The organism is Streptomyces griseorubiginosus, assembly GCF_036345115.1.
Lineage (GTDB): Bacteria > Actinomycetota > Actinomycetes > Streptomycetales > Streptomycetaceae > Streptomyces > Streptomyces griseorubiginosus_C.
In genome coordinates this window covers 7,772,539-7,797,931 of the sequence record NZ_CP107766.1, presented here as the reverse complement: position 1 = coordinate 7,797,931, position 25,393 = coordinate 7,772,539, and the positions used below count along the sequence as shown (strand labels likewise).

Sequence of the window (25,393 nt, the reverse complement as noted above, 5' to 3'; positions counted from 1 at the left end):
ACGGACACTCGGGATCACGGACACTCGGGATCACGGCCCTCGGGATCACGGACACTCTGGCTCACAGGCGTTCGAAGGAGCGGCGCAGCTCCCAGTCGGTCACGGCGGCGTCGAAGGCCTCCAGCTCGACGCGGGCCATGTTGCGGTAGTGCGCGACGACCTCGTCGCCGAAGGCGGCCCGGGCGATCGGGCTGTTCTCCCAGAGCTCGGCGGCCTCGCGCAGGGTGGTGGGGACGTGGGCGTACTCGGCGGTGTAGGCGTTGCCGGTGCAGACCTCCGGCAGCTCCAGCTTCTGCTCGATGCCGTACAGCCCGGCCGCGACCAGTCCGGCGACCGCGAGGTGCGGGTTGACGTCACCGCCGGGCAGCCGGTTCTCGAAGCGCATCGAGCGGCCGTGGCCGACGACCCGCAGCGCGCAGGTGCGGTTGTCGTGGCCCCAGGCGACGGCCGTGGGGGCGAAGGAGCCCGGCTGGAACCGCTTGTAGGAGTTGATGTTGGGGGCGTACAGGAGCGAGAAGTCCCGCAGGGCGGCGAGCTGTCCGGCGAGGAAGTACCGCATCACGTCGGACATGCCGTCCGGGCCCGCCATCGCGTTGTTGCCGGCCGCGTCGGCGAGCGAGAGGTGGATGTGGCAGGAGTTGCCCTCGCGCTCGTTGTACTTGGCCATGAAGGTCAGCGAGACGCCCTCCTGGGAGGCGATCTCCTTGGCGCCGGTCTTGTAGATCGCGTGCTGGTCGCAGGTGGTGAGGGCCTCGTCGTAGCGGAAGGCGATCTCGTGCTGGCCGGGGTTGCACTCGCCCTTGGCGGACTCGACGGTGAGCCCGGCGGCGGCCATCTCGTTGCGGATCCGGCGGAGCAGGGGCTCGATGCGACCGGTGCCGAGGACCGAGTAGTCGATGTTGTACTGGTTCGCCGGGGTGAGGCCCCGGTAGTTGGAGTCCCAGGCCTGCTCGTAGGTGTCCTTGAAGACGATGAACTCCAGCTCGGTGCCGACCTGGGCGGTGAACCCGTGCTCCGCGAGGCGCTCGAGCTGGCGGCGCAGGATCTGCCGGGGCGCGGCGACGACCGGTGAGCCGTCCTCCCAGGCGAGGTCGGCGATCAGCATGGCGGTTCCGGCGTTCCACGGGACGCGGCGCAGGGTGGCGAGGTCGGGGTGCATGGCGAAGTCGCCGTAGCCGCGGTCCCAGGAGGACATCGCGTAGCCGTCGACGGTGTTCATCTCGGTGTCGACGGCGAGGAGGTAGTTGCAGCCCTCGGTGCCGTGGTGGAGGACCTCGTCGAGGAAGAAGCGGGCGGCGAACCGCTTGCCCTGGAGCCGGCCCTGCATGTCGGGGAAGGCCAGGACGACGGTGTCGATCTCGCCGCTCGCGACGAGGGCGTGCAGTTCCTCGACGCTCAGCGGGGGTGTGCGGTCTGCCACGGGAGAGCTCCTTCGACGCCTGCGCGTTTCTTCGACCGGGCCGGGAGCCCTAAGGTATTGCTGAGAACCATTGCTTGGGAAGGGGGCACGGCCATATGTCGGTGGACGCTGACGGCGGCCCGGACGACCGGCTGACGCCGGTGCTGCGTCCGGTCAGGGCGGGCAACGGCTTCGAGGAGGCGCTGGAGCAGATCCTCCAGGTCGTGCGGCTCGGGCTGGTGCCGGGGGGCGAGCGGCTGCCGGCCGAGCGGGAACTCGCGGAGCGGCTCGGGATCAGCCGGGTGACGCTGCGCGAGGTGCTGAAGGTGCTCCAGGACCAGGGGCTCGTGGAGTCGCGGCGCGGGCGGTACGGCGGCACGTTCGTGCTGCCCCGTACCCCGGACGCGGTCGGCGAGGAGGAGCTGCGGCGCCGGATCGCCGAGGCGGACATCGAGGACGTGCTGCGCTTCCGGGAGGTCCTCGAGGTGGGTGCGGCGGGCCTGTGCGCGGCGCACGGCCTCACCGACGAGCAGGCGCAGCGGCTGCGGGCGGCGCTGGCGGCCACGCAGGAGGCCCCGCTGACCGACTACCGCCGGCTGGACACGCTGCTGCACCTCACCCTGGCGGAGCTGTGCGGCTCACCGACGCTGACCGCCCAGTACGCGGCGGTACGGGCCTCGGTGAACGACCTTCTGGACTGCATCCCGCTCCTGGTCCGCAACCTGGAGCACTCCCAGCGCCAGCACGCGGCGCTGGTCGAGGCGGTCCTGGACGGGGACGCCGACGGGGCGCGGGAGATGATGCGGGAGCACTGCGCGGGCACGGCGGCACTGTTGCGCGGGTTCCTGGCGTGACCTTGCCGCGCCGCCCTGCGGAGATTCCCGGCGTGACCTCGCCTCGCCACCCGGCAGGGATTCCCGGCGCAACCTCGCCTCGCCACCCGGCGGGGATTCCCGGCGTGACCTTGCTTCTCAGCACTCCGAACGGCAAAGGTATCCCCATGGGCCATTGCAAGCCTGGGAGGACCGCGTGACGACCGTACGACCGCTGATCGGCGTCAGCACCTATCTGGAGGCCGGGACACGCTGGGGCCTGTGGGAGCTGGAGGCGGCGCTGCTGCCGGCCGGGTACCCGCGGCTCGTCCAGCGTGCGGGCGGTCTCGCCGCGATGCTGCCGCCGGACGCCCCCGAGCACGCGGCGGCGACCGTGGCCCGCCTCGACGGCCTGGTCATCGCGGGCGGCCCGGACGTCGAGCCGGTCCACTACGGCGCCACCCCCGACCCCCGCACGGGACCGCCCGCCCGCGCCCGCGACGCCTGGGAACTGGCCCTGATCGAGGCGGCGTTGGCGGCTCAGGTCCCGCTCCTCGGCATCTGCCGGGGCATGCAGCTCCTGAACGTCGCGCTCGGCGGCACCCTCACCCAGCACATCGACGGCCACGCGGAGGTACCGGGCGTCTTCGGTCGGCACACCGTCAAGCCCGTACCGGACACGCTGTACGGCGCCATCGCCCCGGAGGAGACCGCCGTACCGACGTACCACCACCAGGCGGTCGACCGCCTCGGCAAGGACCTCCTGCCGTCGGCCCACGCGGCGGACGGCACCGTGGAGGCCGTCGAACTCCCCGGCCCGCCCTGGGTGTTGGGGGTCCAGTGGCACCCGGAGATGGGCGGGGACCTGCGGGTGATGCAGGCGCTGGTGTCGGCGGCCGCCCGGTCCTAGACCCGCGTCAGCGACAGCAGGTCCCTCGCCGGGCCCACCGGGCGGTGGCCCGTGGGCCAGACGGCTCGCAGGTCACGGGCCAGCGAGACGCCCGCCACGGGGACCGCGACCAGCCGTCGCATCGCCAGCTCCTCCCCCACCGCCAGTTCGCTCAGCACCGCAGGGCCCGCACCGCTGACCGCCGCCGCCTTCACTGCCGTGGTGGAGGAGAGCTCGATGAGCGGGCGGGCCAGGCCTCCCAGCGCCGCGTCCAGGACCTGCCGGGTCCCCGAGCCCTTCTCCCTCAGGATCAGCGGCGTCGCGGCCAGCTCGGTGGCTTCCAGGGGGCGTCGGCGGCGGGCCCACGCGTGTTTCGGGGCCGTCACCACGATCAGGTGGTCGTGGGCTATCACCACCGAGTCCAGACCGGAGGGGACCGTCAGGCCCTCCACGAAACCGAGGTCCGCCTCGTCCGACAGCAACCGCTCCGCCACCGTCGCCGAGTTCCCGGCGTGCAGCGACACCGCCGTGTCCGGACGTCCGGCGCGCAGCGCGAGGAGCCAGCCCGGCAGCAGGTACTCCGCGATCGTCATGCTCGCCGCCACCCGCAACCGGGAGTCCCGGCGGACCCGCAGCGCCTGCGCCCCGGCGTCGAAGGCCTCCGCGGCCTCCACGATCCGCCGCGCCCAGTCCGTCACCAGCGCACCCGCGTCCGTGAGCCGGGACCCCCGGGGCGAGCGGTCGACCAGGGCGACTCCCAGCTGTCGTTCCATCGAGCGGATCCTGCTGCTGGCCGCCGGCTGTGTGATGCCCAGCTCCCGCGCCGCACCGCCGAGACTCCCCAGCCGCGCCACGGCCAGCAGCAGCTCCAGCGCGCCGAGATCTGGTACCCGGTGCGCCAGCATCCCGCCCACCGCCGGCCGAAGCCCATCGTCACCGCTCATAAGGACAGCTTATGCCCTCATAGAGCCATACTCCCTGGTAGCGGCCCTTCTCCGACGGCACCGTGGAGCCATGGTCACCGCCGTCCGTCACCTCGGGCCGAACTGGTACGCCTCCGTCATGGGCACCGCGATCGTCGCCGGCGCCGGCGCCGCGCTCCCCGTGCACCTCCCCGGCCTGCGCACGATCTGCGCCGCCGTCTGGCTGCTGTCCCTCGCCCTGCTGCTCGCCCTCCTCGGCGCCCGCGCCCTGCACTGGCGCCACCACGCCGACCAGGCCCGCGCCCATCTCCTCGACCCCGCCACGGCCCCCTTCTACGGCTGCCTCGCGATGGCCCTGCTCGCGGTCGGCGGCGGCGCCCTCACCGTCGGCCGGTACTGGATCGGGACGACGGCCGCGGTCGCGCTCGACGCCGTGCTGTTCACCGCCGGTACGGCCGTGGGGCTCGCGGCCGCTCTCGTCGTGCCGTACCTCATGGCCGTACGGCACAAGGTGCGGCCGCACGAGGCCACGCCCGTGTGGCTGCTGCCCGTCGTCGCACCCATGGTGTCCGCAGCGCTCGGGCCGCTCCTCGTGCCGCACCTGCCGGCCGGGCAGCCGCGCGAGACCCTGCTGCTGGCCTGCTTCGCGATGTTCGGGCTCAGTCTTCTCGCGACCCTGCTCATGCTGCCGCTCGTCTTCGCCCGGATCGTGACCGGCGGTCCGCTCCCGCTCGCGCTCACCCCGACGCTCTTCCTGGTCCTCGGTCCGCTCGGCCAGTCCACCACCGCCGTCGGCAAGTTCGCGGACGTGGCCCCCGGGGTCGTACCGGCTCCGTACAGCCAGGGCTTCAGCGCCCTCGCGGTCCTCTACGGCGTTCCCGTCATGGGCTTCGCGCTGCTGTGGCTCGGGCTCGCCACCGCGCACGTCGTCCGCGCCCGGCGGCACGGGATGCGGTTCTCGATGACCTGGTGGGCGTTCACCTTCCCGGTGGGCACCTGCGTCACGGGCGCCGAGGCGCTCGCCCGGCACACGGGACTCGCCGTCTACGACTGGCTGGCCGTCGGGCTCTACGGCGCACTCGTCACCGCCTGGGGCACGGCCGCCCTGCACACCGCGCGGGGCCTGCTCAGCGGAGCGCTGCTCGCAGGGCCTCGCCCAGCGCCCGCGGTGCTTCGGCCAGCGACGGCCCGTACCACGTCAGGTGCCGTCCGCTGACGAGCGCGCAGGGCAGCCCGGGGAAGGCCTCCGGGCCGTCGTCGGGGGTGAAGCGGTAGGGCTCGTCGGGGAGGACGACCACGTCCGGGGCCGCCGCCCGCAGCTCCTCCAGCGGCACCTTCGGATAGCGGTCCGGGTGGCCGGTGTACAGGTGGTCCACGCCCAGGCGGGACAGGACGTCGCCGGCGAAGGTGTCCCGGCCCAGCACCATCCAGGGCCGCCGCCAGATCGGCACGACCGCCGTCAGCCGGGGTCGCGGGGGCGCGAGCGTCGACCAGGCCTCCTCGGCCTCGTCCAGCCAGCGCGGCCGTACGGACACTCCGCACGCCGCCACGACACGAGCCAGTTCCCGGAAGGCCTGCGGGACGTCCCGCACCTCCGTGACCAGGACCTCCAGGCCCGCCTCGCGCAGCGCCGCGAGGTCCGGCTCGCGGTTCTCCTCCTCGTTGGCGATCACGAGATCGGGGGCGAGGGAGACGATCCGGTCGACCTTGGGGTTCTTTGTGCCGCCGATCCGGGTGACGTCGAGGTCGGCCGGGTGGGTGCACCAGTCGGTGGCGCCGACCAGGACGCCGGGGGCCGAGCGGGCGATCGCCTCGGTGAGCGAGGGGACCAGGGAGACGACTCTCACTGGCGCGGCCGGTCCTGGACAGCCTCGATGTGCTCGGCGACGGCGACGACCACCACGCGGGTGTCCGCCACGGTCGCCCGCCAGCGGTGCCGTACCCCACCGGTGAGGTAGAGGGTGTCACCGCGGCCGAGGCGGTACGCGCGCCCCTCCGCCTCGACGTCCACCGCGCCGTCGGCGACGTACATCAACTGGTCGTTGCGGTACTGGAACTCGCGTCCGGCGTCATGGTCGCCGGTGAACTCCTGGGCGTGCATCTGGTGGTGGCCGCGCACCAGGGAGCGCATCCGGGGCAGGCAGTCCGGCTCGGGGCCCTCGGCGTGCACGACGTCGACGCTGCACGCCGGGTCGGCGGCGGCGAGGAGCTCGACGGCCGTGGTGCGCAGGGCGTCGGCGACCTTCTCCAGGGAGCTGCGGCTGGGCCGGGCGCGTTCGTTCTCGATCTGGCTCAGGAAGGGCACCGAGAGGCCGCTGCGCTCGGCGACGACGGCGAGGGTGAGTTCCAGCGCGCGGCGCCTGCGGCGCACGGCGGCGCCGACCCGAAGGGGCTGTTCTTTGTGGTCGCCCATGGCTCCGGCTCCCTCCTCCGCTCGTCGGTCCTCGGACACGTCCCCTGATGAGTTGTCTGCACCCTACGCATGTTCGGCAAACCGTTTCATGCGGCCGTCACATCGATGTCATACGGCGTGCGACCGTACCTCACACTTCACGCCAGCCGAACGGCCCCCTGGATTGTTCCCAGGGGGCCGGGTTTCGGTCACGCACCCGCCGTCGACCCTTCAAGTCCCCTAGTCGGCACCAGAGTTCGGGCGATGGCGTAGCTCTATGTGGTTGGCCGGATCCTTACCGTGCTCAGGGAGCGGTCATGACGGCGTCATCCGCCCGACCATCTCCGGGTGCTCCTGGAGCCAGGCGGCGACCGCCTGCTCCTCGTGGCCCTGGCCGCGCTTGTTGATCTCGGCCTCCAGACTGCCGAGCTCGGCCTCGGTCATATGGAAGCCCTTGATCCACTTGGTGAGCTGCGGGTAGCGCGAGGGGAAGTCCTCGTGGGAGATGGTCCGGATCGTGTTGCCCTCGCCGAAGAGCTTCTTGTCGTCCTTCAGCTTGGTCAGGTCGTACTGGCTGTACGCCCAGTGCGGGGACCACAGCACGACGGCGACGGGCTGCTTCCTGGCGTAGGCGCGCTTGAGCTCGGCCAGCATCGCGGGCGTGGAGCCGTCGACGACGTCGTACTCCTTGTCGAGGCCGTAGCCCGGCAGGACCTTGGTCTTGAGGAGGTTCATCTCGCCGGTGCCCGGCTCGATCCCGATGATCTTCCCGTCGAACAGGTCGGCCTTGCCCTTGAGGTCCTCGTAGGACTTCACGCCCTTGACGTACGAGGGCACGGCGACCTCAAGGGACGTCGGCTGGTACCAGGTGCCGAGGTCCTTGAGTCTGTCCTTGCTCTGGTCCCAGTAGTTCTTCTGCGCGTACGGCAGCCAGGCGTCGAAGTTGAGGTCCAGGTCGCCGGAGGCGAGGCCGGTGTAGACCGGGCCGACGTCCATCTGCTTGAGGTTCAGCTTGTAGCCACGCTTCTCCAGGACGTTCTTCCACAGGTAGGTGACGGCGATGTCCTCGTCCCAGGGGAACCAGGCCACGTTCACCGGGCGCTTGGTCTCCGCCGCCGTCTTCTGGACCGGGGCCAGCTTGTCGACCAGGCCGGGGTTCCGCTTCAGCCAGGTGCGGACGGCGTCCTGCTGCCTGCCCTTGCCGGCCTTGTTGATCTCGGCCTCCAGGCCGGTGAGCTGCTTCTCGTCCAGCTTGAAGTTCTTCAGCCACTGACCGACGACCGGGTCGTCGTCGGCGAAGCCCTTGCGGGCCACCGTGTGGATGCCGTCGCCCGCGCCCCAGGCGCCCTTGGGGTCCTCGAGCTTCTTCAGGTCGTAGTCGTTGTACGCCCAGTGCGGCGACCAGAGTGTGACGACGATCGGGTCCTTCTGGGCGTACGCCCGCTTCAGCTCGGCCAGCATGGCGGGCGTGGAGCTGTCGACGACCTCGTACTCCTTGTCGAGGCCGTACGCCTTGAGGACCTTGCTCTTGAGCAGGGCCATCTCGCCCGCGCTGGACTCGATGCCGGTGATCTTCCCGCCGAACCGCGCGGCCTTGCCCTTGAGGTCGGCGAGCGAGTCGACGTCCTTCATGTACGACGGGACGGTCAGCTCCAGAGACGTCTTGTCGTACCAGGCGCCGAGGTCGTCGAGCTGCTTGCCGTACTTCTTCCAGTACTGCTCATGGGTGGTGGGCAGCCAGGCGCCCGTCATGAAGTCGACGTTGCCGGAGGCGACGGAGGTGTAGAGCGGCCCGGCGTCGAACTGCTTGGCGTCGACCTGGTAGCCGCGCTCCTCCAGGATCTCCTTCCAGAGGAAGGTGGAGGCGACACCGTCGTCCCAGGGGACGTACCCGATGCTGATCTTCTTGCCCTGGCCGACGTCCTTGCCGCCGGAGACGGCCGTGGCCTCGCCGGAGGCGCCACCGAGGACCCCCATGCCGCCGGCCACGAGGGCGAGGACGACGACGGCGACCACGGCGATCTGGGGACGGGGGCGGTAGGACCAGATCCGGAGCCCCTGGCTCGCGCGGGCCTTGGCGGCGGCGCGGCGACCCAGCGGGGAGACCTGGGTGCCGAGCGCGCTGGTCATGCGGTCGAGGTAGATCGCGAGGATCACGATGGCGACCCCGGCCTCGGAGCCGAGACCCACGTTGAGCTGGCCGATGGCCTCGTTGACGTCACCGCCGAGGCCACCGGTGCCGACCATGCCGGCGATCGCGGCCATGGACAGGCCCAGCATGATGACCTGGTTGACGCCGGCCATCACGGTGGGCAGGGCGAGCGGCAGCTGGACGCGCAGGAGGGTGTCGCGCGGGGTGGTGCCGAAGGCCTCGGCGGCCTCGACGAGCTCCTTGTCGACCTGCCGGATGCCCAGCTCGGTCATCCGCACGCCGGGGGCGAGGGCGAAGATCAGGGTGGCGACGATGCCCGCTGAGGCGCCGGTGCCGAAGAACAGGATCGCCGGGATGAGGTAGATCATCGCGGGCAGCGTCTGCATGAAGTCCAGGACCGGGCGGACGAGTCCGCTGACCCGGTCGGAGCGGGCCGCCCAGATGCCCACGGGCACGGCGATGACCAGCGCGATGATCGTGGCGACGAGGACCAGCGAGAGGGTCGTCATCGCGTCCTCCCACAGGTCGAGGGAGTCGATGAAGGCGAATCCCGCGAAGGTGAGGAGGCCCGCGAGGGTGCCGCGCAGCCAGAAGGCGATCACGGCGAAGATGCCCGCGAGGAGCAGGGGCTGGGGCGCCTGGAGGACGGCGTCGATACCGTCGTAGGTGCCGGTGAAGACGGTCTTGAAGAAGTCGAAGAGCCAGGACACGTGGTCGAGCAGCCAGTCGACGGTGTCGTTGACCCAGTCGCCGAGCGGGATCCTAGGCATGGGCGGCCTCCGCTTCGCCGAGGAAGCCCACGAGCCGCTGCTGCGGCACGATCCCGACGAGCCGGTGCTCGTCGTCGAGGACGGCCACCGGGTGCGTCGAGCGCGCGCTGATCGCGCAGAGCTCGGTGAACGGCGTGTCGGGCGTCGCGGTCTCGCAGCCGTCCGCACAGCCGCAGTCGGCGTCCACGCCGTGGAGGTCGGTGTCCATGACCGCGGCCGCGGTCAGCACACGGGAACGGTCGACGTCCTTGGTGAAGGAGGCCACGTAGTCGTCGGCGGGCCGCACCAGGATGTCCTCCGCGGTGCCGGTCTGGACGATCCGGCCGTCGCGCATGACGGCGATGCGGTCACCGAGCCGCATCGCCTCGTTGAGGTCGTGGGTGATGAAGACGATGGTCTTCTTCAGGGTCGTCTGGAGCTGGAGCAGCTGGTCCTGCATGTCCCGGCGGATCAGCGGGTCGAGCGCGCTGAAGGACTCGTCCATCAGGAGCAGGTCGGCGTCGGTGGCGAGGGCGCGGGCGAGACCCACGCGCTGCTGCATACCGCCGGACAGCTCGTCGGGCCAGGACTTCTCCCAGCCGCCCAGGCCGCACAACTCCAGCGCCTCGGTGGCCCGTTCGATGCGCTCGGCCTTGGCGACGCCCTGGACGGCGAGGCCGTAGGCGGCGTTCTCCAGGACACTGCGGTGCGGGAAGAGCGCGAAGTGCTGGAAGACCATGCTGATCTTCTGGGCGCGTACGGCGCGCAGTTCGCGGTCGGTGAGCGCGGTCAGGTCCTGGCCGTCGAAGCGGACGTGGCCCGCGGTCGGCTCCAGGAGGCCGTTGAGCATGCGCAGCAGCGTGGACTTGCCGGAGCCGGACAGGCCCATCACGACGAAGATCTGGCCCGGGTCCACGGTGAAGGAGGCGTCGATGACCGCGGCGGTGGTGCCCTCGGCCCGCAGCCCCTCCCGGTCGGCACCCTCACGGAGCCGCTCGACGGCCTGCTCGGGCCGTCTCCCGAACACCTTGTACAGCTGCTCTGCCTCAAGCCTTGATGACACGCGTACCTCTTGTCTCGGGACCACTGGGTGGGAGACGAAGGGCCGCGAACAGTTGAAAGTGCAACCTGCCTCGCTCCGAGGCGGCGCCTGCCCATAAGCCTTTCGGCCAAACACAGCGGTGTCCTGGTTCACAGGACGCACACATGCCCCCGGCGGCGCGCACCCGCCGGACGAGTTACGCGGCGGCGGCCGCTGTCGGTGGCGTACGGCATGATGCGAGGCGTGACCGGACGACTGATGCTCCTCGACACCGCCTCGCTCTACTTCCGTGCCTACTTCGGCGTGCCGGAGTCGGTGAAGGCGCCGGACGGCACGCCGGTGAACGCCGTACGCGGCCTCCTCGAATTCATCGACCGCCTGGTCAAGGACCACCACCCCGACGCGCTGGTGGCCTGCATGGACGCCGACTGGCGCCCACAGTGGCGGGTGGACCTGATCCCGTCCTACAAGGCGCACCGCGTCGCCGAGGAGCACGAGGTCGGCCCGGACGAGGAGGAGGTGCCGGACACGCTCTCGCCGCAGGTCCCGATCATCGAGGCCGTCCTGGACGCGCTCGGCATCGCGCGCGTGGGCGTGCCCGGGTACGAGGCGGACGACGTGATCGGCACGTTCACGGCGCAGGCGAAGGGCCCGGTGGACATCGTCACCGGCGACCGCGACCTGTACCAGCTGGTGGACGACGAGCGCGAGGTGCGCGTCCTCTACCCCCTCAAAGGCGTCGGCACGCTCCAGCTGACCGACGAGGCGTGGCTGCGCGAGAAGTATGGCGTCGACGGCCGTGGGTACGCGGATCTGGCGCTGCTGCGCGGCGATCCGAGCGACGGCCTGCCGGGCGTGCCCGGGATCGGCGAGAAGACGGCGGCCAAGCTGCTCGCCGAGTTCGGGGACCTGGCGGGGATCATGGCCGCGGTCGAGGACCCGAAGGCGAAGCTCACGCCGTCGCAGCGCAAGCGGCTGGACGAGTCGCGGCCGTACGTCGCCGTGGCGCCGAAGGTCGTGCGGGTGGCCGGTGACGTCCCGCTGCCACGGGTCGAGACCGCGCTGCCGCGCGCGCCGCGCGATCCGGAGATGCTGGACGCGCTGGCGACCCGGTGGGGGTTGGGCGGGTCGTTGCAGCGGCTGGTGGGGACGCTGGGCGCGTAAATATTGCTCGCGCTTTCCACGAGTGGCGCGCCATCGCCAGGGGGGTTGATGCTAACTTAGGTAAGCCTAAGCATATGGACTGGGAGGCCGCCATGGCAGAAGGACCGGGACGCAAGCCGCGGAAACCTCACTCCGCGCAGGTTGTCCGCACCGAACGCCTCACCCCGCACATGCAGCGCGTGGTGCTCGGCGGCGACGGACTCGCCGGGTTCGCGGCGGACACCTGCACCGACCACTACGTCAAGATCCTTTTCGCGGCCGACGGTGTCACCTACCCCGAGCCCTTCGACATGGAGCGCATCCGCGAGGAGTTCCCGCGCGAGCAGTGGCCCGTGACCCGCACCTACACCGTGCGCCACTGGGACGCCGAACACCGCGAACTCACCCTGGACTTCGTGATCCACGGCGACGAGGGCCTCGCCGGCCCCTGGGCGGTGCGCGTCCAGCCCGGTGAGACCGTGCGCTTCATGGGCCCGGGCGGCGCCTACGCCCCGAACCCGGACGCCGACTGGCATCTGCTCGTGGGTGACGAGAGCGCGTTGCCCGCGATCGCCCGCTCCCTGGAGTCGCTGCCCGACGGCGCCCGCGCGCACGCCTTCATCGAGGTGGCCGGCCCGGAGGAGGAGCAGAAGATCGACTCCGACGTGGAGGTCGTCTGGCTGCACCGCGGCTCCCGGCCGGTCGGCGAGCTGCTGGTGGAGGCCGTACGCGCCCTGGAGTTCCCGGAGGGCCGGCTGTGCGCGTTCGTGCACGGCGAGGCGCACTTCGTGAAGCAGCTGCGGCACCTCCTGCGCGTCGAGCGCGAGATCCCGCGCGAGGACCTCTCGATCTCCGGCTACTGGCGACTGGGCCACAACGAGGACGGCTGGCAGGCCTCCAAGCGGGAGTGGAACGCCCGCATCGAGGCGGAGCAGGAGAGCAGGACACCGGCGGCTTAGGCATACGGCTCCTGCGGCGCGCGGCGCACTGCCCGCCCGGCTTCGCCAGAGCTACGACCTCCCAGGCGGCGGCACCTTCAGGGCGCCGCCGCTTCGCCGTGTCCGGGGGCGCGCGGCAGGCACCCGGCGCCGGACAGGGACTCGCCGGATCACCACCGCCGGACTCACCGCATCGCTCCGACGGACTCAGCGCCCCTGTTCGAGCGCCTCCCCCAGGGCCGTGAGGACTTGGGCCCACTTCCGACACGGCCGCGTCACGCACCCGAAACAGCGCCTACCTAATTTCTGTCGCCCGACAGGAATTCGCCCGCCGAAGGCAGGTGCCGCCGTGACGACGACCAGTCCCTCCGACGTCCGACCCGATCCACCGCACTCCCCCTCTCCCTCCTCCGACGACCGCTCCCTCGCCGAGTTCGGCTACCGCCAGGAGCTGCACCGCAGCCTGGGCCGGTACGCGTCCTTCGCGGCGGGGTTCTCCTTCATCTCGGTCCTGACGACCGTCTTCCAGTTCTTCGCCTTCGGGTACGCCTTCGGCGGCCCGGTCTTCTTCTGGGCCTGGCCGGCGGTACTGATCGGCCAATTGATGGTCGCGGCCTGCTTCGCGGAACTCGCGGCGCGCTACCCCATCTCGGGCGCGATCTACCAGTGGTCGACCCGCCTCTCGACCCCCACCTTCGGCTGGTTCGCCGGCTGGATCATGGTGATCGGGCAGATCGTGGTCGTCGCGGCGGCCGCGCTGGCCCTGCAGATGGTGCTGCCGGCGATCTGGTCCGGCTTCCAGCTGGTCGGCACCGACCCCTCGCCCACCTCGGCGGACGGGGCGGCGAACGCGGCGGTCCTGGGCGTACTGCTCCTCGTCCTGACGACCCTCGTGAACGTCGTGGACAACCGCGTGATGTCCCTGATCAACCGGATCGGCGTGACCGCCGAGATCATCGGCGCGGTGCTGATCGTGGTGCTGCTGCTGACCCACTCCGAGCGCACCCCGAGCATCACCTTCCACACCGAGGGCGCCGCGCAGAACGGCCTGTTCGGCGCTCTGCTCGTCGGTTCGTTCACGGCGGCGTACGTGATGATCGGTTTCGACAGCGCGGGCGAGATGAGCGAGGAGACCCGCAACCCCCGCCGCACGGCACCGCGCACGATCCTCACCGCCCTGGGCGCGGCGGGTCTGCTGGGCGGCCTGATCGTTCTCGGCGGCCTCCTGGCCGCGCCCAGCCTCACGGACGGCCACCTGGGGGTCGACGGCCTCAGCTACGTCCTGACGAGCAGCCTCGGCGACGGGGTGGGCAAACTCCTGCTGGCGGATGTGGTGGTGGCGATCGCCGTGGCGACCCTGGCCATCCAGACGGCGGCCTGCCGGATGCTCTTCTCCATGGCCCGCGACGGCCAACTGCCCTTCGCGGCCCGCCTCGCCCGGGTCAACCCCCGCACGGGCATGCCCACGGCCCCCGCCCTGGTGGTCGGCGCGCTCGCCGCCGCCCTGCTCCTCCTCAACTTCGCCTCCCCCGAGGCGTTCCTCGCGATCGGCACGACCTGCATCGTGATGCTGTACCTGGCGTACGCGATGGTCACGGGCCCCTTGCTGCTCCGCCGCATACGAGGCGAGTTCAGCTCGTCAGGCCAGGACGAAACAGGCGCCCGCCTCTTCTCCCTGGGCCGCTGGGGCATCCCGGTCAACGCCCTGGCCCTCCTCTACGGCCTCCTCATGACCGTCAACCTGGCCTGGCCAAGGGCAGCGGTGTACGACCCGGCGGGCGGCCACTGGTACTTCCAGTGGTTCACGGTGTTGTTCTTGCTGATCACGGTGGGTCTGGGGGCTCTGTACCGCGTGCGGGGCGCTCGCCGCGGGCGCAGCGCGACGGACTCCACGCTTGCCGCGTCTCCGCCCACACCCGTCCCATAAGGCGACACCAGTTGGGTAAGCGCGACGACCGGCGTGGGCACGACGGAGCAGACTCCCGTCGCGCCCACGCTCACGTCACCGTGTCGGTGGCCTAAGGCCGGACGCTCTGTGTCACGTGCTCGCTCTCCAGGCTCTCCACCCGGACCTCGACCCTGCGAGGCGACAGGGTCATACGGGGTTCGACGGAGGGCACCCGGCTGTCACCGTGCGAGAGCCGCCACCGGGTCACGATGGTGGCCAGGGCCAGTGTCGCCAGGGTCATCGCATAGTTGTCGCCGAGGCACTTGCGCGCCCCTCCCCCGAACGGGATGAGCGCACCGCGGACCTGTTCCCGCTCCGGGAGCCAGCGGTCGGGATCGAAACTGTCGGGCCGCGGGTTGAACCGTGCGTCGTGGTGCAGGAGATACGGGCTGTAGACAAGGGTGGTACCGGACGGCACCACCGCGTCCGCCAGCCGGGCTTCGGTGGTGGTTGTCCGCGTGAAGATCCACCCAGGGGGGTACAGGCGCAGCGTCTCGGTGATGACCCTCCGTGCCATGTCCAGCCGGGGCAGATCCTCCCAGGTTGCCGTTCGGGCACCGAGGACCTCGGCCGTCTCGGCGCGCAATCGCTCCTGTACGTCCGGGTGTTGGCACAACAGGTGGACTGCCCAGGTGAGAGCCACTGCCGTGGTGTCGATGCCCGCGACGAGCAGGGTCATGATCTGGGCGTGGATCTCGCGGTCGTCGAGGGGCGCTCCCTCGTCGTCTCGTGTCCTGAGAAGCATCGACAGCACATCGCCGTGGGCCTCACCACCTTGGCGATACAGGCTGATGGTCTTACTGACCGCGGCCCATGCCCGGTTGCGGGCCCGTTCGTAGCGCTTGTTCGGTGCAAGCGGCAGGCTCCGCAACAGGGGTGGGAGGACGGCCTGCTGATAGATGCCCCGGAAGATGTCCGGAAGGCTCGTGGTCACGGCGTCCACCGCGGGTGCCGCGGCTTCGGCTTTGAACAACGTCCGGGCGATGGTGTCGCTCGCGAGGGCATACATCTGCGTGCCCACCTCGATGGTCTCACCGTCACTCCACCCCGTGGCGAGCGCGTCGATCCGGTCGGTCATGATGCCGGCGTACTTGCGCAGACAGGTGCGCGAAAAGGCCGGCTGAAGGCTGCGCCGCTGCCTTCGGTGAGCACTGTGCGGACAGGAGGCGATGCCGTCCCCGAGAGCGTTACCGACCCGTTCTATGATCGGCCCGCCCTTGTCGTATATTCGGTCGTTCAGCAGAACCTCCTGAACGAGTTCAGGACGGCAGACCACGACGGCCGTCTGCGGACCGAGTTTTATCTGCACCAGATCGCCGTGGGCGGGCAGGGTGTTCAGGAAACGCAGCGGATCGCGGAGCAACGGAAACAGATGCCCGATGATCGGCAGACCCCCGGGCGCGCGAGTGATGCCTCCATGGTTCGTTGCCATAGCGCTTGGTTCCCCTTCTTGTCGATCCAGGATGTGGCCGGGCCGGCGAACCGATTACTCAACGGCAACTCTGCCGGGGAACATGATCCAGCCTCGGGAGCAGCACCTGGAGATGGTCGTGCTGCTGGTCCAGTTCGCCCGGAGCGGTGGGAATCGCATAGCGAGTGGTGTTCTGGTACCAGTGCAGACATCCGTTGGTCCACTGCCGCATTCCGGCGGTGACCTTCAGGATGTCCTCGCAGTCGGCACGTGCCAGGCCACGGGCCTCCAGGAAGGGCACGAGCTTCTCCTCGGCCGCCAGGAAGTCGGCCACTCGGCCCCGCACCTTGGCGACCGTCGAGTCGATGGCGTCCTGGAGCGACATTCCATCGGCGTGTTGCATGACGATGACAACGTTGTGGAAGTCACCGCGCTGCTGGTCCAGGTGAAGTGAGTGCAGGTCGTTCTGCCAGGCGACCACATCGCTCGCTGCTTCGACGATCTCCCGGAACAGGCCCATCTCGTAGATGTCCTGCGGCACCTCCACGCCCTGACTCAGCTCGACCAGGTCGAACCCGAACTCCATGCCCACGGACAACCGCCTGGTATGGGTGAAACTGTCGATACCCGGGGGTGTGCCACGGAACCGGTTCTCGGACTCCTCGGCAAACCCTTGGAAGAACAGGTCAAGGTGTCGGTTCAGTCGGGTGCGAAGACCGGGTGAGAGCCTTTCGCGCGTACGGACGGACAGGTTCGTGAGCGCCTTGGTGAAAGGGGTTCGCTCCCGTGGAGGGGCGGGGTCCTCTCCGTTGTTGATGATGTCCATCAGACGACGGTGGACGGGCATCCACGCTTCCGGTTCGTCATAGATCTTCAGCGTGTGCAGGTCGTCCAGTATGAACGTGAAGAAAAGCCATTCCGCGCAGAGGCAGAGGTCACGAAACGAGGCTTCCGGATAGGTCCAGGCGACGAAGTTCCCGTAACCTGCCTCCAACCGCGCCCGACCGTCCTCCGTCTCTGTCAGCCCAAGGCTCCATCCGAGCGTGCGGACGTATTCCTCGATCCGCTGGGCGTACGGGCTTACGGCAGGGGGTGTGGGGTCCGCATACGTCGGAATCGTGGCGAGCACTGAGTCCTCCATGTCTGTAGCGCCGGAGTGGATGGACAAGCGGTCCTCACGGGCTTGTGCAGGGGTGTTTCCGTCCGCGCTGTCGGTTCTCACTCGCGAGCGAGCGCCGAGAAGGCGTGTGCGGCAGTGATCACGGCGCGCGACGGCACAGACTCCCCCTTCCGTGATGGCGCGATCTGAACGCGCTTGCTCCGGTCGTACGCCCTTTCATCACATCGCAGTTCGGTTCTGACCGGAAGTGTGCGCCACCCGATCCGTCACGACGGCATATGCGCCCGCCCGGACCGTGGCTAGCAGGGGCGCCGCTGGTCGGGTCGGCCACCTCGGGCGAGTGCCGGATCACCGAACGAACAGGCTGCGCCGCCATGAACCGGTCGCGGCCCGAAGCCTCTGCGCGTCGTGCGAAGGCGTTCGAGATCACGGACTGAGACTGATGGCTGAGCGGTGACCATGGCGACTCCCACGAGGTCTACGGCATCAGGGCTAAGGATGTTGCGAGGCCATGGAGTTGCGGACGACTCCCAGTAGACGCAAGCCGGTCACACGGGTACAAGCGATCGCGTGGGGGCGCACAGGAGCGCGTAGGTGATCACGCAATCGCGCCGCCCGGCCATTCGAACTCGTGCACTGCCGAACGCGCCCCCGCGCCGGAGCCTGTGGCGCTGAGCCGGAGCACGGGCGCGTCGAACACGGAGGCACTGCGCCCCACACGGCGCCGCTTCCCGCTGCGGACCTCTTACCCTTGCTCGTGATGAGACGCCGTACACCACCCCCGCCTTCTCCCCTGCCGCAGCGTGACGGAGTGGATGCGGTGCGTTTGAAGCTGCCGACCGGAGAGGTCTGCGCGACCGTACGGGATCATCTCGTAGCACGGCTCGCGGCCGGAGCCGACCTGATCGACGACATGTTCGCCGCGGGTGGGATCGTGGACGCCACCGGGCGTCCGGTGTCCGCGGACTCGGCGTACGTACCGGGGATGTTCGTGTGGTTCCACCGGGAACTGCCCGACGAGGAGCGGGTGCCCTTCCCGATCGACGTCATGTACCGCGACGACCACGTGGTGGTGGCCGACAAGCCGCATTTCCTCGCCACCACCCCGCGCGGCAGCCATGTCGCCGAGACCGCCCTGGCACGTCTGCGGCGCGACCTGGGGGTGCCGGCTCTGGGCGCGGCCCACCGGCTGGACCGGCTGACGGCCGGGCTCGTGCTGTTCGTCGTACGGCCCGAGGAGCGCGGCGCGTACCAGGCGCTGTTCCGGGACAAGCGGGTCACGAAGGTCTACGAGGCTGTCGCCCCCTACGACCCGGCACTGGAACTGCCGCGCACGGTCCGCAGCCGGATCCTCAAGGAACGCGGGGTGCCGGCAGCCCGCGAGGTCGAGGGTGAGACCAACGCCGTCAGCACCGTCGAGTTGCTGGAGCACCGAGGTGAGCTCGCCCGGTATCGGTTGACACCGCGTACTGGGCAGACGCATCAGCTGAGAGTGCACATGAGCACCTTGGGGGTGCCGATCCTCGGTGATCCCCTCTATCCGGTGGTGACCGACCCCGTGGCCGCGGGTGACTTCCGACGCCCGCTCCAACTGCTGGCGCAGGTACTGGAATTCACCGATCCGGTCACGGGGCGCGAGCACCGGTTCGTCAGCCCACGGGTGCTGCAATCCTGGTCCTCGTACGACGCGTGGGCCGCGTGAGTCCGGAGTCCGTTCCGGTCACTCCCCTCGCCACCAGCGCAGGAAGCGTCGGAGCAGGCTCGATCGGTCGACCGGCTGGGACGCCGCCACCGACGCATCGGGGACGGGCTCCGGAGTGGTGGGCTGTGGTGCGGCCGACTCCGTCCGTACGGTGCCGACCTGCCAGTTGGCGGAACGCTGCAGCGGCATCGGGTTGAGAGAGGGCTGCTGTGTGTCCTGCTGAGGCTTCGGCTCGAACTTCACCGGCAGGTCCACCAGATGCCGGTTCAGGATGAAGGACCGCCAGCTCAGCTCCTCCTCCGCACAGGCAAGTTGAACGTCGGGGAGACGCGTCAGCAGAGCGTCGACGCCTACGTCGGCGATGGCACGGCCGATGTCCTGTCCCGGGCATTCATGGGGGCCGCCGCCGAAGGCCAGGTGGGAGCGGTTGCCCTGCATGTTGGCCTTGAGGTCGGGACGGACGCGCGGGTCGACATTGCCCGGCGCGATACCGAAGAGAAGGGCGTCGCCCGTACGGATCCGCTGACCGCCCAGCTCGGTGTCCTGCTTGGCGATGTAGGGGAGGATCGTGCTGAACGGAGGCTCGTCCCACAGGGACTGCTCGACCGCCTCGGGCACCGTCATCTGACCGCCGTTGAGCTGAGCACGGAACCGCGGGTCGGTGAGCACCACGCGCAGTACGTTGGCGAGGAGGTTGGCGGTGGTCTCGTACGCGGCGATCAGGACGACCCGCAGATGCTGGCTGATCTCCTCGTCGGTGAGCCGCGCCGGATGGTTGATCAGGTGGCTGGTGAAGTCTTCCTTGGGCTCGGCTCGGCGGCGGACGGTGAGCCGGGTCAGGGCGTCCATGATGTACGCGTTGCTGGCGATGGCGGTCTCGGTGCCCTTGAGCATGTCGCGGGCGGCCTGCACGATGCGTTCGCCGTACTCCTCGGGCATGCCCAGGATCTCGCACATCACCGCCATCGGCAGGTGCTCGGCGAACTGGCTGACCAGGTCTGCTCTGCCGTCCTCACAGAACTTGTTGACGAGCAGCTGGGTCGCGCGGTTCGCGTAGCGGCGGATGCCCCGGTGGTCGATGGTCGACATGGCGCCGGTGACCGCACCGCGCAGCCGCAGATGCTCGTCGCCCTCGGCGTGGCAGCAGATGGGCTGCCACGCGATGTGCGGCATGAGCGGATGGTCGGGCTTGATGGTGCCGTCCTGCAGAGCGCTCCATTGCCGGGTGTCCCGGCAGAACTGCGATGGTGTGCGCACCATGTGCATGTTCTCGCCATGGCCGAGCACGACCCAGATCGGCACGTCGTCGTGCAGCAGCGCAGGAGCCACGGTGCCGTACCGGTCACGCAGCTCTTCGTACACCGCTCCGAGATCCTCCGCATCGGGCCCGTACAACCGACGCAGCCCGCCGGGTCCGATGCCGTGCGCGGGGCAGCCGGGGGGCGGGGCGGACATGGCGTGGTCCGTGCCGGACGGGTAAAGGGATTCAGACGTCACGATGCTCGCTCCGGAACTGAAGTAGATCTGCTGTACGGGAAGTTGGGTCGTGGGGCGACGGTGTCCGGCTCACGCCGGCGCCTTCTGCGTCGTCAGCGAGTGCAGGAACCGCAGCAACGTCATCAGCACGTCCCGACTGGAAGCCCTGCGCCGCGCGTCGCACTCGACGATCGGGATGTCCTCGCTCAGGTCGAGCGCGGTGCGCAGTTCCGCGATGTCGTAACGGGGGCCGTCCGGGAAGGTGTTGACGGCGACGACAAAGGGGACACCGCGCTCCTCCAGCCGGCCCATGACGTCGAAGCTGACTTCGAGGCGGCGGGTGTCCACAAGCACCACCGCGCCGAGTGCGCCTTCGAAGAGGCCGTTCCACAGGAACCAGAAGCGCTCCTGGCCCGGGGTGCCGAACAGGTAGAGCACCAGCTGTTCGGTGATGCTGATGCGACCGAAGTCCATCGCCACGGTGGTGGCCGTCTTGGACTCGGAGCCGTAGTTGTCGTCGACCCCCACGCCCGCCTGGGTCATGGTCTCTTCGGTGGTCAGCGGTTTGATCTCACTGACGGAGCCGACCATGGTCGTCTTGCCGACGCCGAAGCCGCCCACGATGACGATCTTCACCGCGGCCTGTGCGGTCTTCGGGAGGTGGTCCTCTGTTCGTGGACCGGGAATCGTGTCAGAGCCTTTGAAGTCCATGCATCACCGCTTCGAGGAGGGAACGGTCGGCCAGCGCCTGGCGGATCACAGGGGCGCGCGCCGTTACCAGTTCGGCCGCCAGCAGCTCGGTGAGCAGGACGGTCACCACGCTGAACGGCAGGCTGAGATAGGCGGACAGCTCGGCCACGGACAGCGGGGCCGTGCAGAGCCTGAGCAGCGCCGCCTGCTCGGGCGTGGCGGAGGGCGGTGGGTCGGCGTGCGCCACGATTAAGGTGACCAGGTCGAGTTCCGAGCGCTCGGCCCCGTCGGGGCCGGTAATGACGTACAGCCGCTCGGGGTTCTTCTTCGGTGCCTCGGGAGGGTCCTGGCCCTCCTGCTGCGGAGGCGCAGGGGGCTGTTCCGGGCCGGGTTTGGGGAATCGCCGTCGGCGTTGCGGAGGAGTCATACGGTCTGCCCATTGCGCCGGGGCGGACTGGTCAGGTGCGCGCCGATACGGACGACCAGGTCGCTCATGCGGGCGCTCATATGACCGGGTTCCGTGATGATGTCGGAGAGCACCGCGAGGTACGCGTTGGGGCCGGCGGCCATCAGATAGAAATAGCCCCCGTGGATCTCGATGAGAACCATCTTCATCTTGCCGTCGCTCCCAGGGATCTCCCCGGCGACGGCGCCCGCCAGGCTCTGCAGTCCCGCGCAGGCCGCGGCGACACGGTCGGCGGTGTCCGGGTCGCCGCCGTGCCGGGCGATGCGCAGGCCGTCGGCGGAGAGCACCACGATCATCTGGATGCCCGGTACGCCTTTGGCGAGGTCCTGGAGCATCCAGTCGAAGTTGCCTCGCTGCTGGATCACTTGAGGTTCCCCTCGTCTTCGGCCTCGGTTCGGGCCGGTTCGTCGGTCGGCTGACTGGCTGTGGAAGCGGTGGGGCGCTTGAGGCCGTCCATGAACGCCTGGACCCACAGGCCCGGCGGAGTGTCGTCCGGCTTCTTCTCGGGCTCGGGCTCGCGACGGGCCGTCGACCAGACGGTCGGGCGGCCTTCCCGCTCGGCTCGTTCGATCTCGGCCTGCTCTGCGTAGCGTTGGGCGAGCGGGGTCTTGACCTTGCTGCGGCGCTGCGGCAGCCCGTTCGCCGTCCACTCGGTGACCTCGGGGACCTCGTCCTCCATGGACACCGGGGTCGTGAACTTGGGGCTGGTGGGTCGGCGTTTCTTGATGGTGCGCTTGGGGCCTGGCAGGGCGCCGAGTTCGGCCTTGGGCACGGCGGTGGCGCCGATGCCGTGGGCGAGACCGACGCCGGGCTCGTCGGTGAGCATGTCGCTGGGCACGACGAGGATCGCGCGGACACCGCCGTACGCCGAGGCGCGAAGGGAGACCTGCATGTCGTACGCCGCGCAGAGCCGGCCGACGACCGCGAGGCCGAGACGCGGCGACTCGCCCAGGTCCTGGAGGTCGACGCCGGCCTTGGCGCGCTCCAGCATGCCCTCGGCCCGCAGCCGGGCTTCCTCACTGAGGCTGACGCCGGCGTCCTCGATCTCGATGCAGACGCCGGTCTGCACCTCGGTGGCGGTGACGTGCACCTTGCTCTGCGGAGGGGAGTAGCGCGTGGCGTTGTCGAGGAGTTCGGCCGCCGCGTGGATCACGGGCTCCACGGCGGTGCCCTTGACGTTGACCTTGGCGATCGAGGTCAGGTCGATGCGCCGGTACTCCAGGATCCGGGACATGGCGCCGCGCAGCACGCTGTAGAGCGCGACGGGCTCGGGCCACTGGCGGCCGGGGCGGCCGCCGCCGAGGACGGAGATGGAGTCGGCGAGCCGGCCGATCAGCGCGGTGCCGTGGTCGATGCGCAGGAGGTCGTCGAAGACCTCGGGGTTGCGGCCGTGGTCCTCCTCCATCTCCCGCAGTTCGTTGGCCTGTTGGTGCACGATGGCCTGGACGCGGCGGGCGATGTTCACGAAGGAGCGCTGCGCGGCGTCGCGCATGACCTCCTCGGTGTCGACGATGTCGAGCACCGTCTTGAGCAACCGCTGCTGTGCGTCGGGCAGATTGCTCCACGCCGGGTCGATGTCACCGAGTCGACGAATCACCTCTCCGGGCGAATTCCCGCGGCGCATCCAGTGCAGTGCCGCAGGGGCGATCTCCTCGGCGAGGCGGTTCATGTCCTCTTCGTGGGCGGCGATCCGCCGCTCCAGATGGGCGGTGTGCCGGGTGTGTTCGACGCGGACGTCCCGCAGGACACGGCCCCGCCGTACGGCCTCGGCTCCCACCGCGATCACCAGCAACGTGGCAACGGCACCGCACAACCCGACGGCGACCCTCGCGGGCTCCTGCACTGCCGCGACGGCGGCCCCGGTCGCCGCGGCCATGACTATGGCGGGGAGCAACAGCACGCGCGCATACGGCAGTTCACGCCGTCCTGGGGGGGACTGAACACTCACCATGTGGGCCCTCTGAGACGTATCGACGGGGAGTCGTACATATAGGGAACAAGCGCACGAATACACATCAACTCGGTGCGCTGCGGGCGAGCTTAGTCCGACCGGATCATCGCCGTGTCATATTCAGCAAGCGCCTGAAACGGACATCGCGCCTGGAGTACCCTCGGTCCATTTACACGCTCAGGCATCGTTCGCACACGGTGAGTCATCGCGGACGGGCGTACGAAACCCGCTCACCGTGGCGGGTGAAGAACACCTTCCGGCGGCCCTACGACCACGGGGCCGCCCGTCCGGATCAGACCCCGGCGATCCGCAGCGCGGCGTCCGCGGTGGCTTCCGCGAAGACGGACACGGGGCGCTCGGGATCGGAGCGGTGGACGAGGATCACGCCCTCGATCAGACCGAACAACAAATCCGTACGGAGATCGAGCTCGCTCTTCGCGAGGGCGCCGCCCGCGTCCGTCGCGGCGATCAACTGCCGGTAGGTGTCCTTGAGTTCGGCGCGCACGGCGTGGAAGCCGGCGAACCGCTCGGTGCGCACCTCCGGCAGCAGATAGAGACCGCCGAGGTTGTACGGCCCTCCGCACAGCACCTCGACGTCCGCGCGGCACAGCTCCCACAGCCGGCGTTCGGGCGGGACCGTGTCGTCGGCGAGCAGTTCGCGGGCGTACGTCAGCGAGGGCGTGACCGTGGACTCCAGGAGCTCGGCGAGGAGCTCCTCCTTGCCGGAGACGTAGTGGTACATGGAGGCCTGCCTCATGCCCGCACGCTCGGCGACGGCGCGGGTGCTGGTGGCGGCGTACCCGAGGGTGGTGAACAACTCGGCGGCGGCGACGAGGAGTTCATCGCGCGGCGCGAGTCCGCTGTCCGGCCGCCGGGCAGCCCGCGGCCTCCCGACCCGCCGCCCCGACTCCGCCGCCCCACCTGTCGTACCCATGCGTTCGATCCTCGCACACGGGGGCGCGAGGCTCTCCGAGCGACCTCTGTGCAGCTCCGGGTGGAGGCTTGGGACTGCGGCCAGGGAGACGCCGAGACCCTGCCCTAGAGGGTCCCCTGGCGCGTGGCGCTGCGCGGGTAGCCGCCTCCCCCCACCCCCCCCACACACCCCATCCCGGGCCCTCAGCACGCAAGCCACACCGCTCTCAACACCCCGCCGCCCCGACACCCGCACTGCATCCGCTGCGACCCACCCCCTCCCCGGCGCTCCGAACCCCCACCGCCCCCACGACCCGCCCCCCACCGTGAGCCCCCGGTAACCAACCGGCAACACCCGAGCAACCCCCCCGACCCTCCCCACCCCTAATTTCTGTCAAGCGACAGAAATCACCCGGAGCCGGAGGTCCCCCATGGCCACAGAGACCACCTACGGAGCCCGAGACCACGCCCGCGCACAGGACGGCACCCGCGCCGAGGCCATGCCGGTCGTCCCGGCCGGCGACTGGCCGGACCCTCCGGCCGGGGTCGGCCCCCTCGTGTGGGCGGAGACCGTCGCGGGAGGCAACTACACGCACCGCGTCCTCGCCCGCGGCACCGAGCTCCGCCTCACCGACCTCCGCGGGGACGCCTGCGCCCACCTCCTGCTGTACGCGGAGGGCCGCCCCTGGGAGCGCCTCAACGTCGCCGACACGGTCAAGGTCCAGTGGAACGCCTACCTCGGCGAGGACCGGCTCCTCCTGTCCGACCAGGGCCGCGTCCTCGCGAGCGTCGTCGCCGACACCTCCGGCCGCCACGACACCCTGTGCGGCACCTCCACCCTGGCCCGCAACACCGAGCGCTACGGCGACGGCACGCCCCAGAGCCCCTCCCCCGCCGGCCGCGAGCTCTTCAAGCTGGCGGCGGCGAAGAACGGCCTCGACCCCCGTGACCTGCCCCCCTCCCTCTCCTTCTTCCAGGGCGTGCGGATCCGCGAGGACGGCACCCTCGACTTCACCGGCTCGGCCGGCCCCGGCGCAAGCGTCACCCTCCGCACCGAGCAGGACGTGACAGTCCTGATCGCGAACGTCCCGCACCCCGCCGACCCGCGCCCCGACTACGTCAGCACCCCCCTGGAGGTCCTGGCCTGGCGCGCCGAACCCACCCGCCCCGGCGACCCCCTCTGGGACGCCACCCCCGAAGGCCGCCGCGCCTTCCTCAACACCGCCGAATTCCTCGCCTCCAGGGGGCTCGCATGAAGCTCGACGGGACACACGCGAG

Annotated in this window: 22 protein-coding genes; 8 read left to right on the top strand and 14 right to left on the bottom strand. The window is 70.1% G+C overall.

The features are described from left to right. Window positions 1-61: 61 nt before the first annotated feature. On the bottom strand, window positions 62-1,420 hold the full coding sequence (locus OHN19_RS35240; RefSeq protein ID WP_330268076.1) for a glutamine synthetase family protein: 1,359 nt from the start codon (window positions 1,418-1,420) through the stop codon (window positions 62-64). A 95-nt stretch (window positions 1,421-1,515) separates the two neighbouring features. On the opposite strand from OHN19_RS35240, the gene OHN19_RS35235 reads away from it, so the two are divergent. Further along, complete coding sequence (locus tag OHN19_RS35235; RefSeq protein ID WP_330268075.1) at window positions 1,516-2,253, top strand: FadR/GntR family transcriptional regulator; 738 nt, start codon at window positions 1,516-1,518, stop codon at window positions 2,251-2,253. 175 nt (window positions 2,254-2,428) lie between these two features. Further along, the gene (locus OHN19_RS35230; protein WP_330268074.1) at window positions 2,429-3,121 is read left to right on the top strand and encodes a gamma-glutamyl-gamma-aminobutyrate hydrolase family protein; all 693 of its coding nucleotides are present in this window, start codon (window positions 2,429-2,431) and stop codon (window positions 3,119-3,121) included. Here OHN19_RS35230 and OHN19_RS35225 read toward each other — a convergent pair. Beyond that, on the bottom strand, window positions 3,118-4,044 hold the full coding sequence (locus OHN19_RS35225) for a LysR family transcriptional regulator (RefSeq protein ID WP_330268073.1): 927 nt from the start codon (window positions 4,042-4,044) through the stop codon (window positions 3,118-3,120). The two genes, OHN19_RS35230 and OHN19_RS35225, sit on opposite strands and share 4 nt — an antisense overlap. A gap of 70 nt (window positions 4,045-4,114) precedes the next feature. Here OHN19_RS35225 and OHN19_RS35220 point away from each other — a divergent pair, with 70 nt between their 5' ends. Next, the gene (locus OHN19_RS35220; RefSeq protein ID WP_330268072.1) at window positions 4,115-5,239 is read left to right on the top strand and encodes a TDT family transporter; all 1,125 of its coding nucleotides are present in this window, start codon (window positions 4,115-4,117) and stop codon (window positions 5,237-5,239) included. Here OHN19_RS35220 and OHN19_RS35215 read toward each other — a convergent pair. From OHN19_RS35215 to OHN19_RS35200, 4 genes are all read right to left on the bottom strand, one after another. Continuing rightward, on the bottom strand, window positions 5,151-5,870 hold the full coding sequence (locus OHN19_RS35215; RefSeq protein WP_330268071.1) for a helical backbone metal receptor: 720 nt from the start codon (window positions 5,868-5,870) through the stop codon (window positions 5,151-5,153). The genes OHN19_RS35220 and OHN19_RS35215 overlap by 89 nt on opposite strands. After that, window positions 5,867-6,436, bottom strand: a complete 570-nt coding sequence (locus tag OHN19_RS35210) for an XRE family transcriptional regulator (RefSeq protein ID WP_330268070.1) — start codon at window positions 6,434-6,436, stop codon at window positions 5,867-5,869. Before OHN19_RS35210 ends, OHN19_RS35215 begins: the two co-directional genes overlap by 4 nt. A 294-nt stretch (window positions 6,437-6,730) precedes the next feature. Beyond that, window positions 6,731-9,337 carry an ABC transporter permease/substrate binding protein gene (locus tag OHN19_RS35205; protein ID WP_330268069.1) on the bottom strand — a complete coding sequence of 869 codons (2,607 nt, stop codon included), beginning with the start codon at window positions 9,335-9,337 and terminating at the stop codon, window positions 6,731-6,733. Next, window positions 9,330-10,379 (bottom strand): betaine/proline/choline family ABC transporter ATP-binding protein, encoded by a 1,050-nt coding sequence (locus OHN19_RS35200; protein ID WP_330268068.1) that lies wholly within the window; start codon window positions 10,377-10,379, stop codon window positions 9,330-9,332. The genes OHN19_RS35205 and OHN19_RS35200 overlap by 8 nt, the downstream gene beginning before the upstream one ends. Window positions 10,380-10,592: 213 nt before the next feature. Here OHN19_RS35200 and OHN19_RS35195 point away from each other — a divergent pair, with 213 nt between their 5' ends. The 3 genes from OHN19_RS35195 (at window position 10,593) to OHN19_RS35185 (ending at window position 14,366) form a co-directional block, all read left to right on the top strand. Further along, window positions 10,593-11,522 (top strand): 5'-3' exonuclease, encoded by a 930-nt coding sequence (locus OHN19_RS35195; RefSeq protein WP_330269779.1) that lies wholly within the window; start codon window positions 10,593-10,595, stop codon window positions 11,520-11,522. Between the two features lie 92 nt (window positions 11,523-11,614). After that, a complete protein-coding gene (locus OHN19_RS35190) occupies window positions 11,615-12,460 on the top strand; it encodes a siderophore-interacting protein (RefSeq protein WP_330268067.1) in 846 nt (281 codons plus the stop codon). Window positions 12,461-12,788: 328 nt separating this feature from the next. Continuing rightward, entirely contained in the window at window positions 12,789-14,366 is a 1,578-nt protein-coding gene (locus OHN19_RS35185) for an amino acid permease (protein WP_330268066.1), read from the top strand. Window positions 14,367-14,457: 91 nt separating this feature from the next. Here OHN19_RS35185 and OHN19_RS35180 read toward each other — a convergent pair whose 3' ends face one another. Both OHN19_RS35180 and OHN19_RS35175 read right to left on the bottom strand, forming a co-directional pair. Next, window positions 14,458-15,819, bottom strand: a complete 1,362-nt coding sequence (locus OHN19_RS35180) for a cytochrome P450 (RefSeq protein ID WP_330268065.1) — start codon at window positions 15,817-15,819, stop codon at window positions 14,458-14,460. 58 nt (window positions 15,820-15,877) lie between these two features. Beyond that, complete coding sequence (locus OHN19_RS35175; RefSeq protein ID WP_330268064.1) at window positions 15,878-16,927, bottom strand: terpene synthase family protein; 1,050 nt, start codon at window positions 16,925-16,927, stop codon at window positions 15,878-15,880. 751 nt (window positions 16,928-17,678) lie between these two features. Between OHN19_RS35175 and OHN19_RS35170 the strand changes: the two genes are divergently transcribed. Continuing rightward, window positions 17,679-18,620: an RluA family pseudouridine synthase gene (locus tag OHN19_RS35170; RefSeq protein ID WP_330268063.1), complete on the top strand. Its 942-nt coding sequence runs from the start codon at window positions 17,679-17,681 to the stop codon at window positions 18,618-18,620. Between the two features lie 18 nt (window positions 18,621-18,638). On the opposite strand, the gene OHN19_RS35165 is transcribed toward OHN19_RS35170, so the two are convergent. The 6 genes from OHN19_RS35165 to OHN19_RS35140 all read right to left on the bottom strand — a co-directional run bounded on the left by OHN19_RS35165 (window position 18,639) and on the right by OHN19_RS35140 (window position 24,137). Continuing rightward, a complete protein-coding gene (locus OHN19_RS35165; RefSeq protein ID WP_330268062.1) occupies window positions 18,639-20,075 on the bottom strand; it encodes a cytochrome P450 in 1,437 nt (478 codons plus the stop codon). Window positions 20,076-20,186: 111 nt separating this feature from the next. Further along, a complete protein-coding gene (locus OHN19_RS35160) occupies window positions 20,187-20,807 on the bottom strand; it encodes a GTP-binding protein (RefSeq protein WP_330268061.1) in 621 nt (206 codons plus the stop codon). Next, a complete protein-coding gene (locus OHN19_RS35155; protein ID WP_330268060.1) occupies window positions 20,788-21,213 on the bottom strand; it encodes a DUF742 domain-containing protein in 426 nt (141 codons plus the stop codon). Before OHN19_RS35155 ends, OHN19_RS35160 begins: the two co-directional genes overlap by 20 nt. After that, window positions 21,210-21,617: a roadblock/LC7 domain-containing protein gene (locus tag OHN19_RS35150; protein WP_007380839.1), complete on the bottom strand. Its 408-nt coding sequence runs from the start codon at window positions 21,615-21,617 to the stop codon at window positions 21,210-21,212. The genes OHN19_RS35155 and OHN19_RS35150 overlap by 4 nt, the downstream gene beginning before the upstream one ends. Further along, window positions 21,614-23,203 carry an ATP-binding protein gene (locus OHN19_RS35145; protein WP_330268059.1) on the bottom strand — a complete coding sequence of 530 codons (1,590 nt, stop codon included), beginning with the start codon at window positions 23,201-23,203 and terminating at the stop codon, window positions 21,614-21,616. Before OHN19_RS35145 ends, OHN19_RS35150 begins: the two co-directional genes overlap by 4 nt. Before the next feature lie 292 nt (window positions 23,204-23,495). Further along, a complete protein-coding gene (locus tag OHN19_RS35140) occupies window positions 23,496-24,137 on the bottom strand; it encodes a TetR/AcrR family transcriptional regulator (protein ID WP_330268058.1) in 642 nt (213 codons plus the stop codon). Window positions 24,138-24,546: 409 nt separating this feature from the next. Here OHN19_RS35140 and OHN19_RS35135 point away from each other — a divergent pair, with 409 nt between their 5' ends. Next, window positions 24,547-25,371: an urea amidolyase associated protein UAAP1 gene (locus OHN19_RS35135; protein ID WP_330268057.1), complete on the top strand. Its 825-nt coding sequence runs from the start codon at window positions 24,547-24,549 to the stop codon at window positions 25,369-25,371. Window positions 25,372-25,393 lie beyond the last annotated feature (22 nt).

Bases quoted from the DNA above. Each gene is read 5' to 3' on its own strand.
- OHN19_RS35235 (WP_330268075.1), top strand. From the start codon at position 1,516: ATGTCGGTGGACGCTGACGGCGGCCCGGACGACCGGCTGACGCCGGTG.
- OHN19_RS35180 (WP_330268065.1), bottom strand. From the start codon at position 15,819: ATGGCAACGAACCATGGAGGCATCACTCGCGCGCCCGGGGGTCTGCCG.
- OHN19_RS35140 (WP_330268058.1), bottom strand. From the start codon at position 24,137: ATGGGTACGACAGGTGGGGCGGCGGAGTCGGGGCGGCGGGTCGGGAGG.
- OHN19_RS35220 (WP_330268072.1), top strand. From the start codon at position 4,115: ATGGTCACCGCCGTCCGTCACCTCGGGCCGAACTGGTACGCCTCCGTC.
- OHN19_RS35165 (WP_330268062.1), bottom strand. From the start codon at position 20,075: ATGTCCGCCCCGCCCCCCGGCTGCCCCGCGCACGGCATCGGACCCGGC.
- OHN19_RS35170 (WP_330268063.1), top strand. From the start codon at position 17,679: ATGAGACGCCGTACACCACCCCCGCCTTCTCCCCTGCCGCAGCGTGAC.
- OHN19_RS35210 (WP_330268070.1), bottom strand. From the start codon at position 6,436: ATGGGCGACCACAAAGAACAGCCCCTTCGGGTCGGCGCCGCCGTGCGC.
- OHN19_RS35145 (WP_330268059.1), bottom strand. From the start codon at position 23,203: ATGGTGAGTGTTCAGTCCCCCCCAGGACGGCGTGAACTGCCGTATGCG.
- OHN19_RS35135 (WP_330268057.1), top strand. From the start codon at position 24,547: ATGGCCACAGAGACCACCTACGGAGCCCGAGACCACGCCCGCGCACAG.
- OHN19_RS35225 (WP_330268073.1), bottom strand. From the start codon at position 4,044: ATGAGCGGTGACGATGGGCTTCGGCCGGCGGTGGGCGGGATGCTGGCG.
- OHN19_RS35195 (WP_330269779.1), top strand. From the start codon at position 10,593: ATGCGAGGCGTGACCGGACGACTGATGCTCCTCGACACCGCCTCGCTC.
- OHN19_RS35205 (WP_330268069.1), bottom strand. From the start codon at position 9,337: ATGCCTAGGATCCCGCTCGGCGACTGGGTCAACGACACCGTCGACTGG.
- OHN19_RS35190 (WP_330268067.1), top strand. From the start codon at position 11,615: ATGGCAGAAGGACCGGGACGCAAGCCGCGGAAACCTCACTCCGCGCAG.
- OHN19_RS35155 (WP_330268060.1), bottom strand. From the start codon at position 21,213: ATGACTCCTCCGCAACGCCGACGGCGATTCCCCAAACCCGGCCCGGAA.
- OHN19_RS35160 (WP_330268061.1), bottom strand. From the start codon at position 20,807: ATGGACTTCAAAGGCTCTGACACGATTCCCGGTCCACGAACAGAGGAC.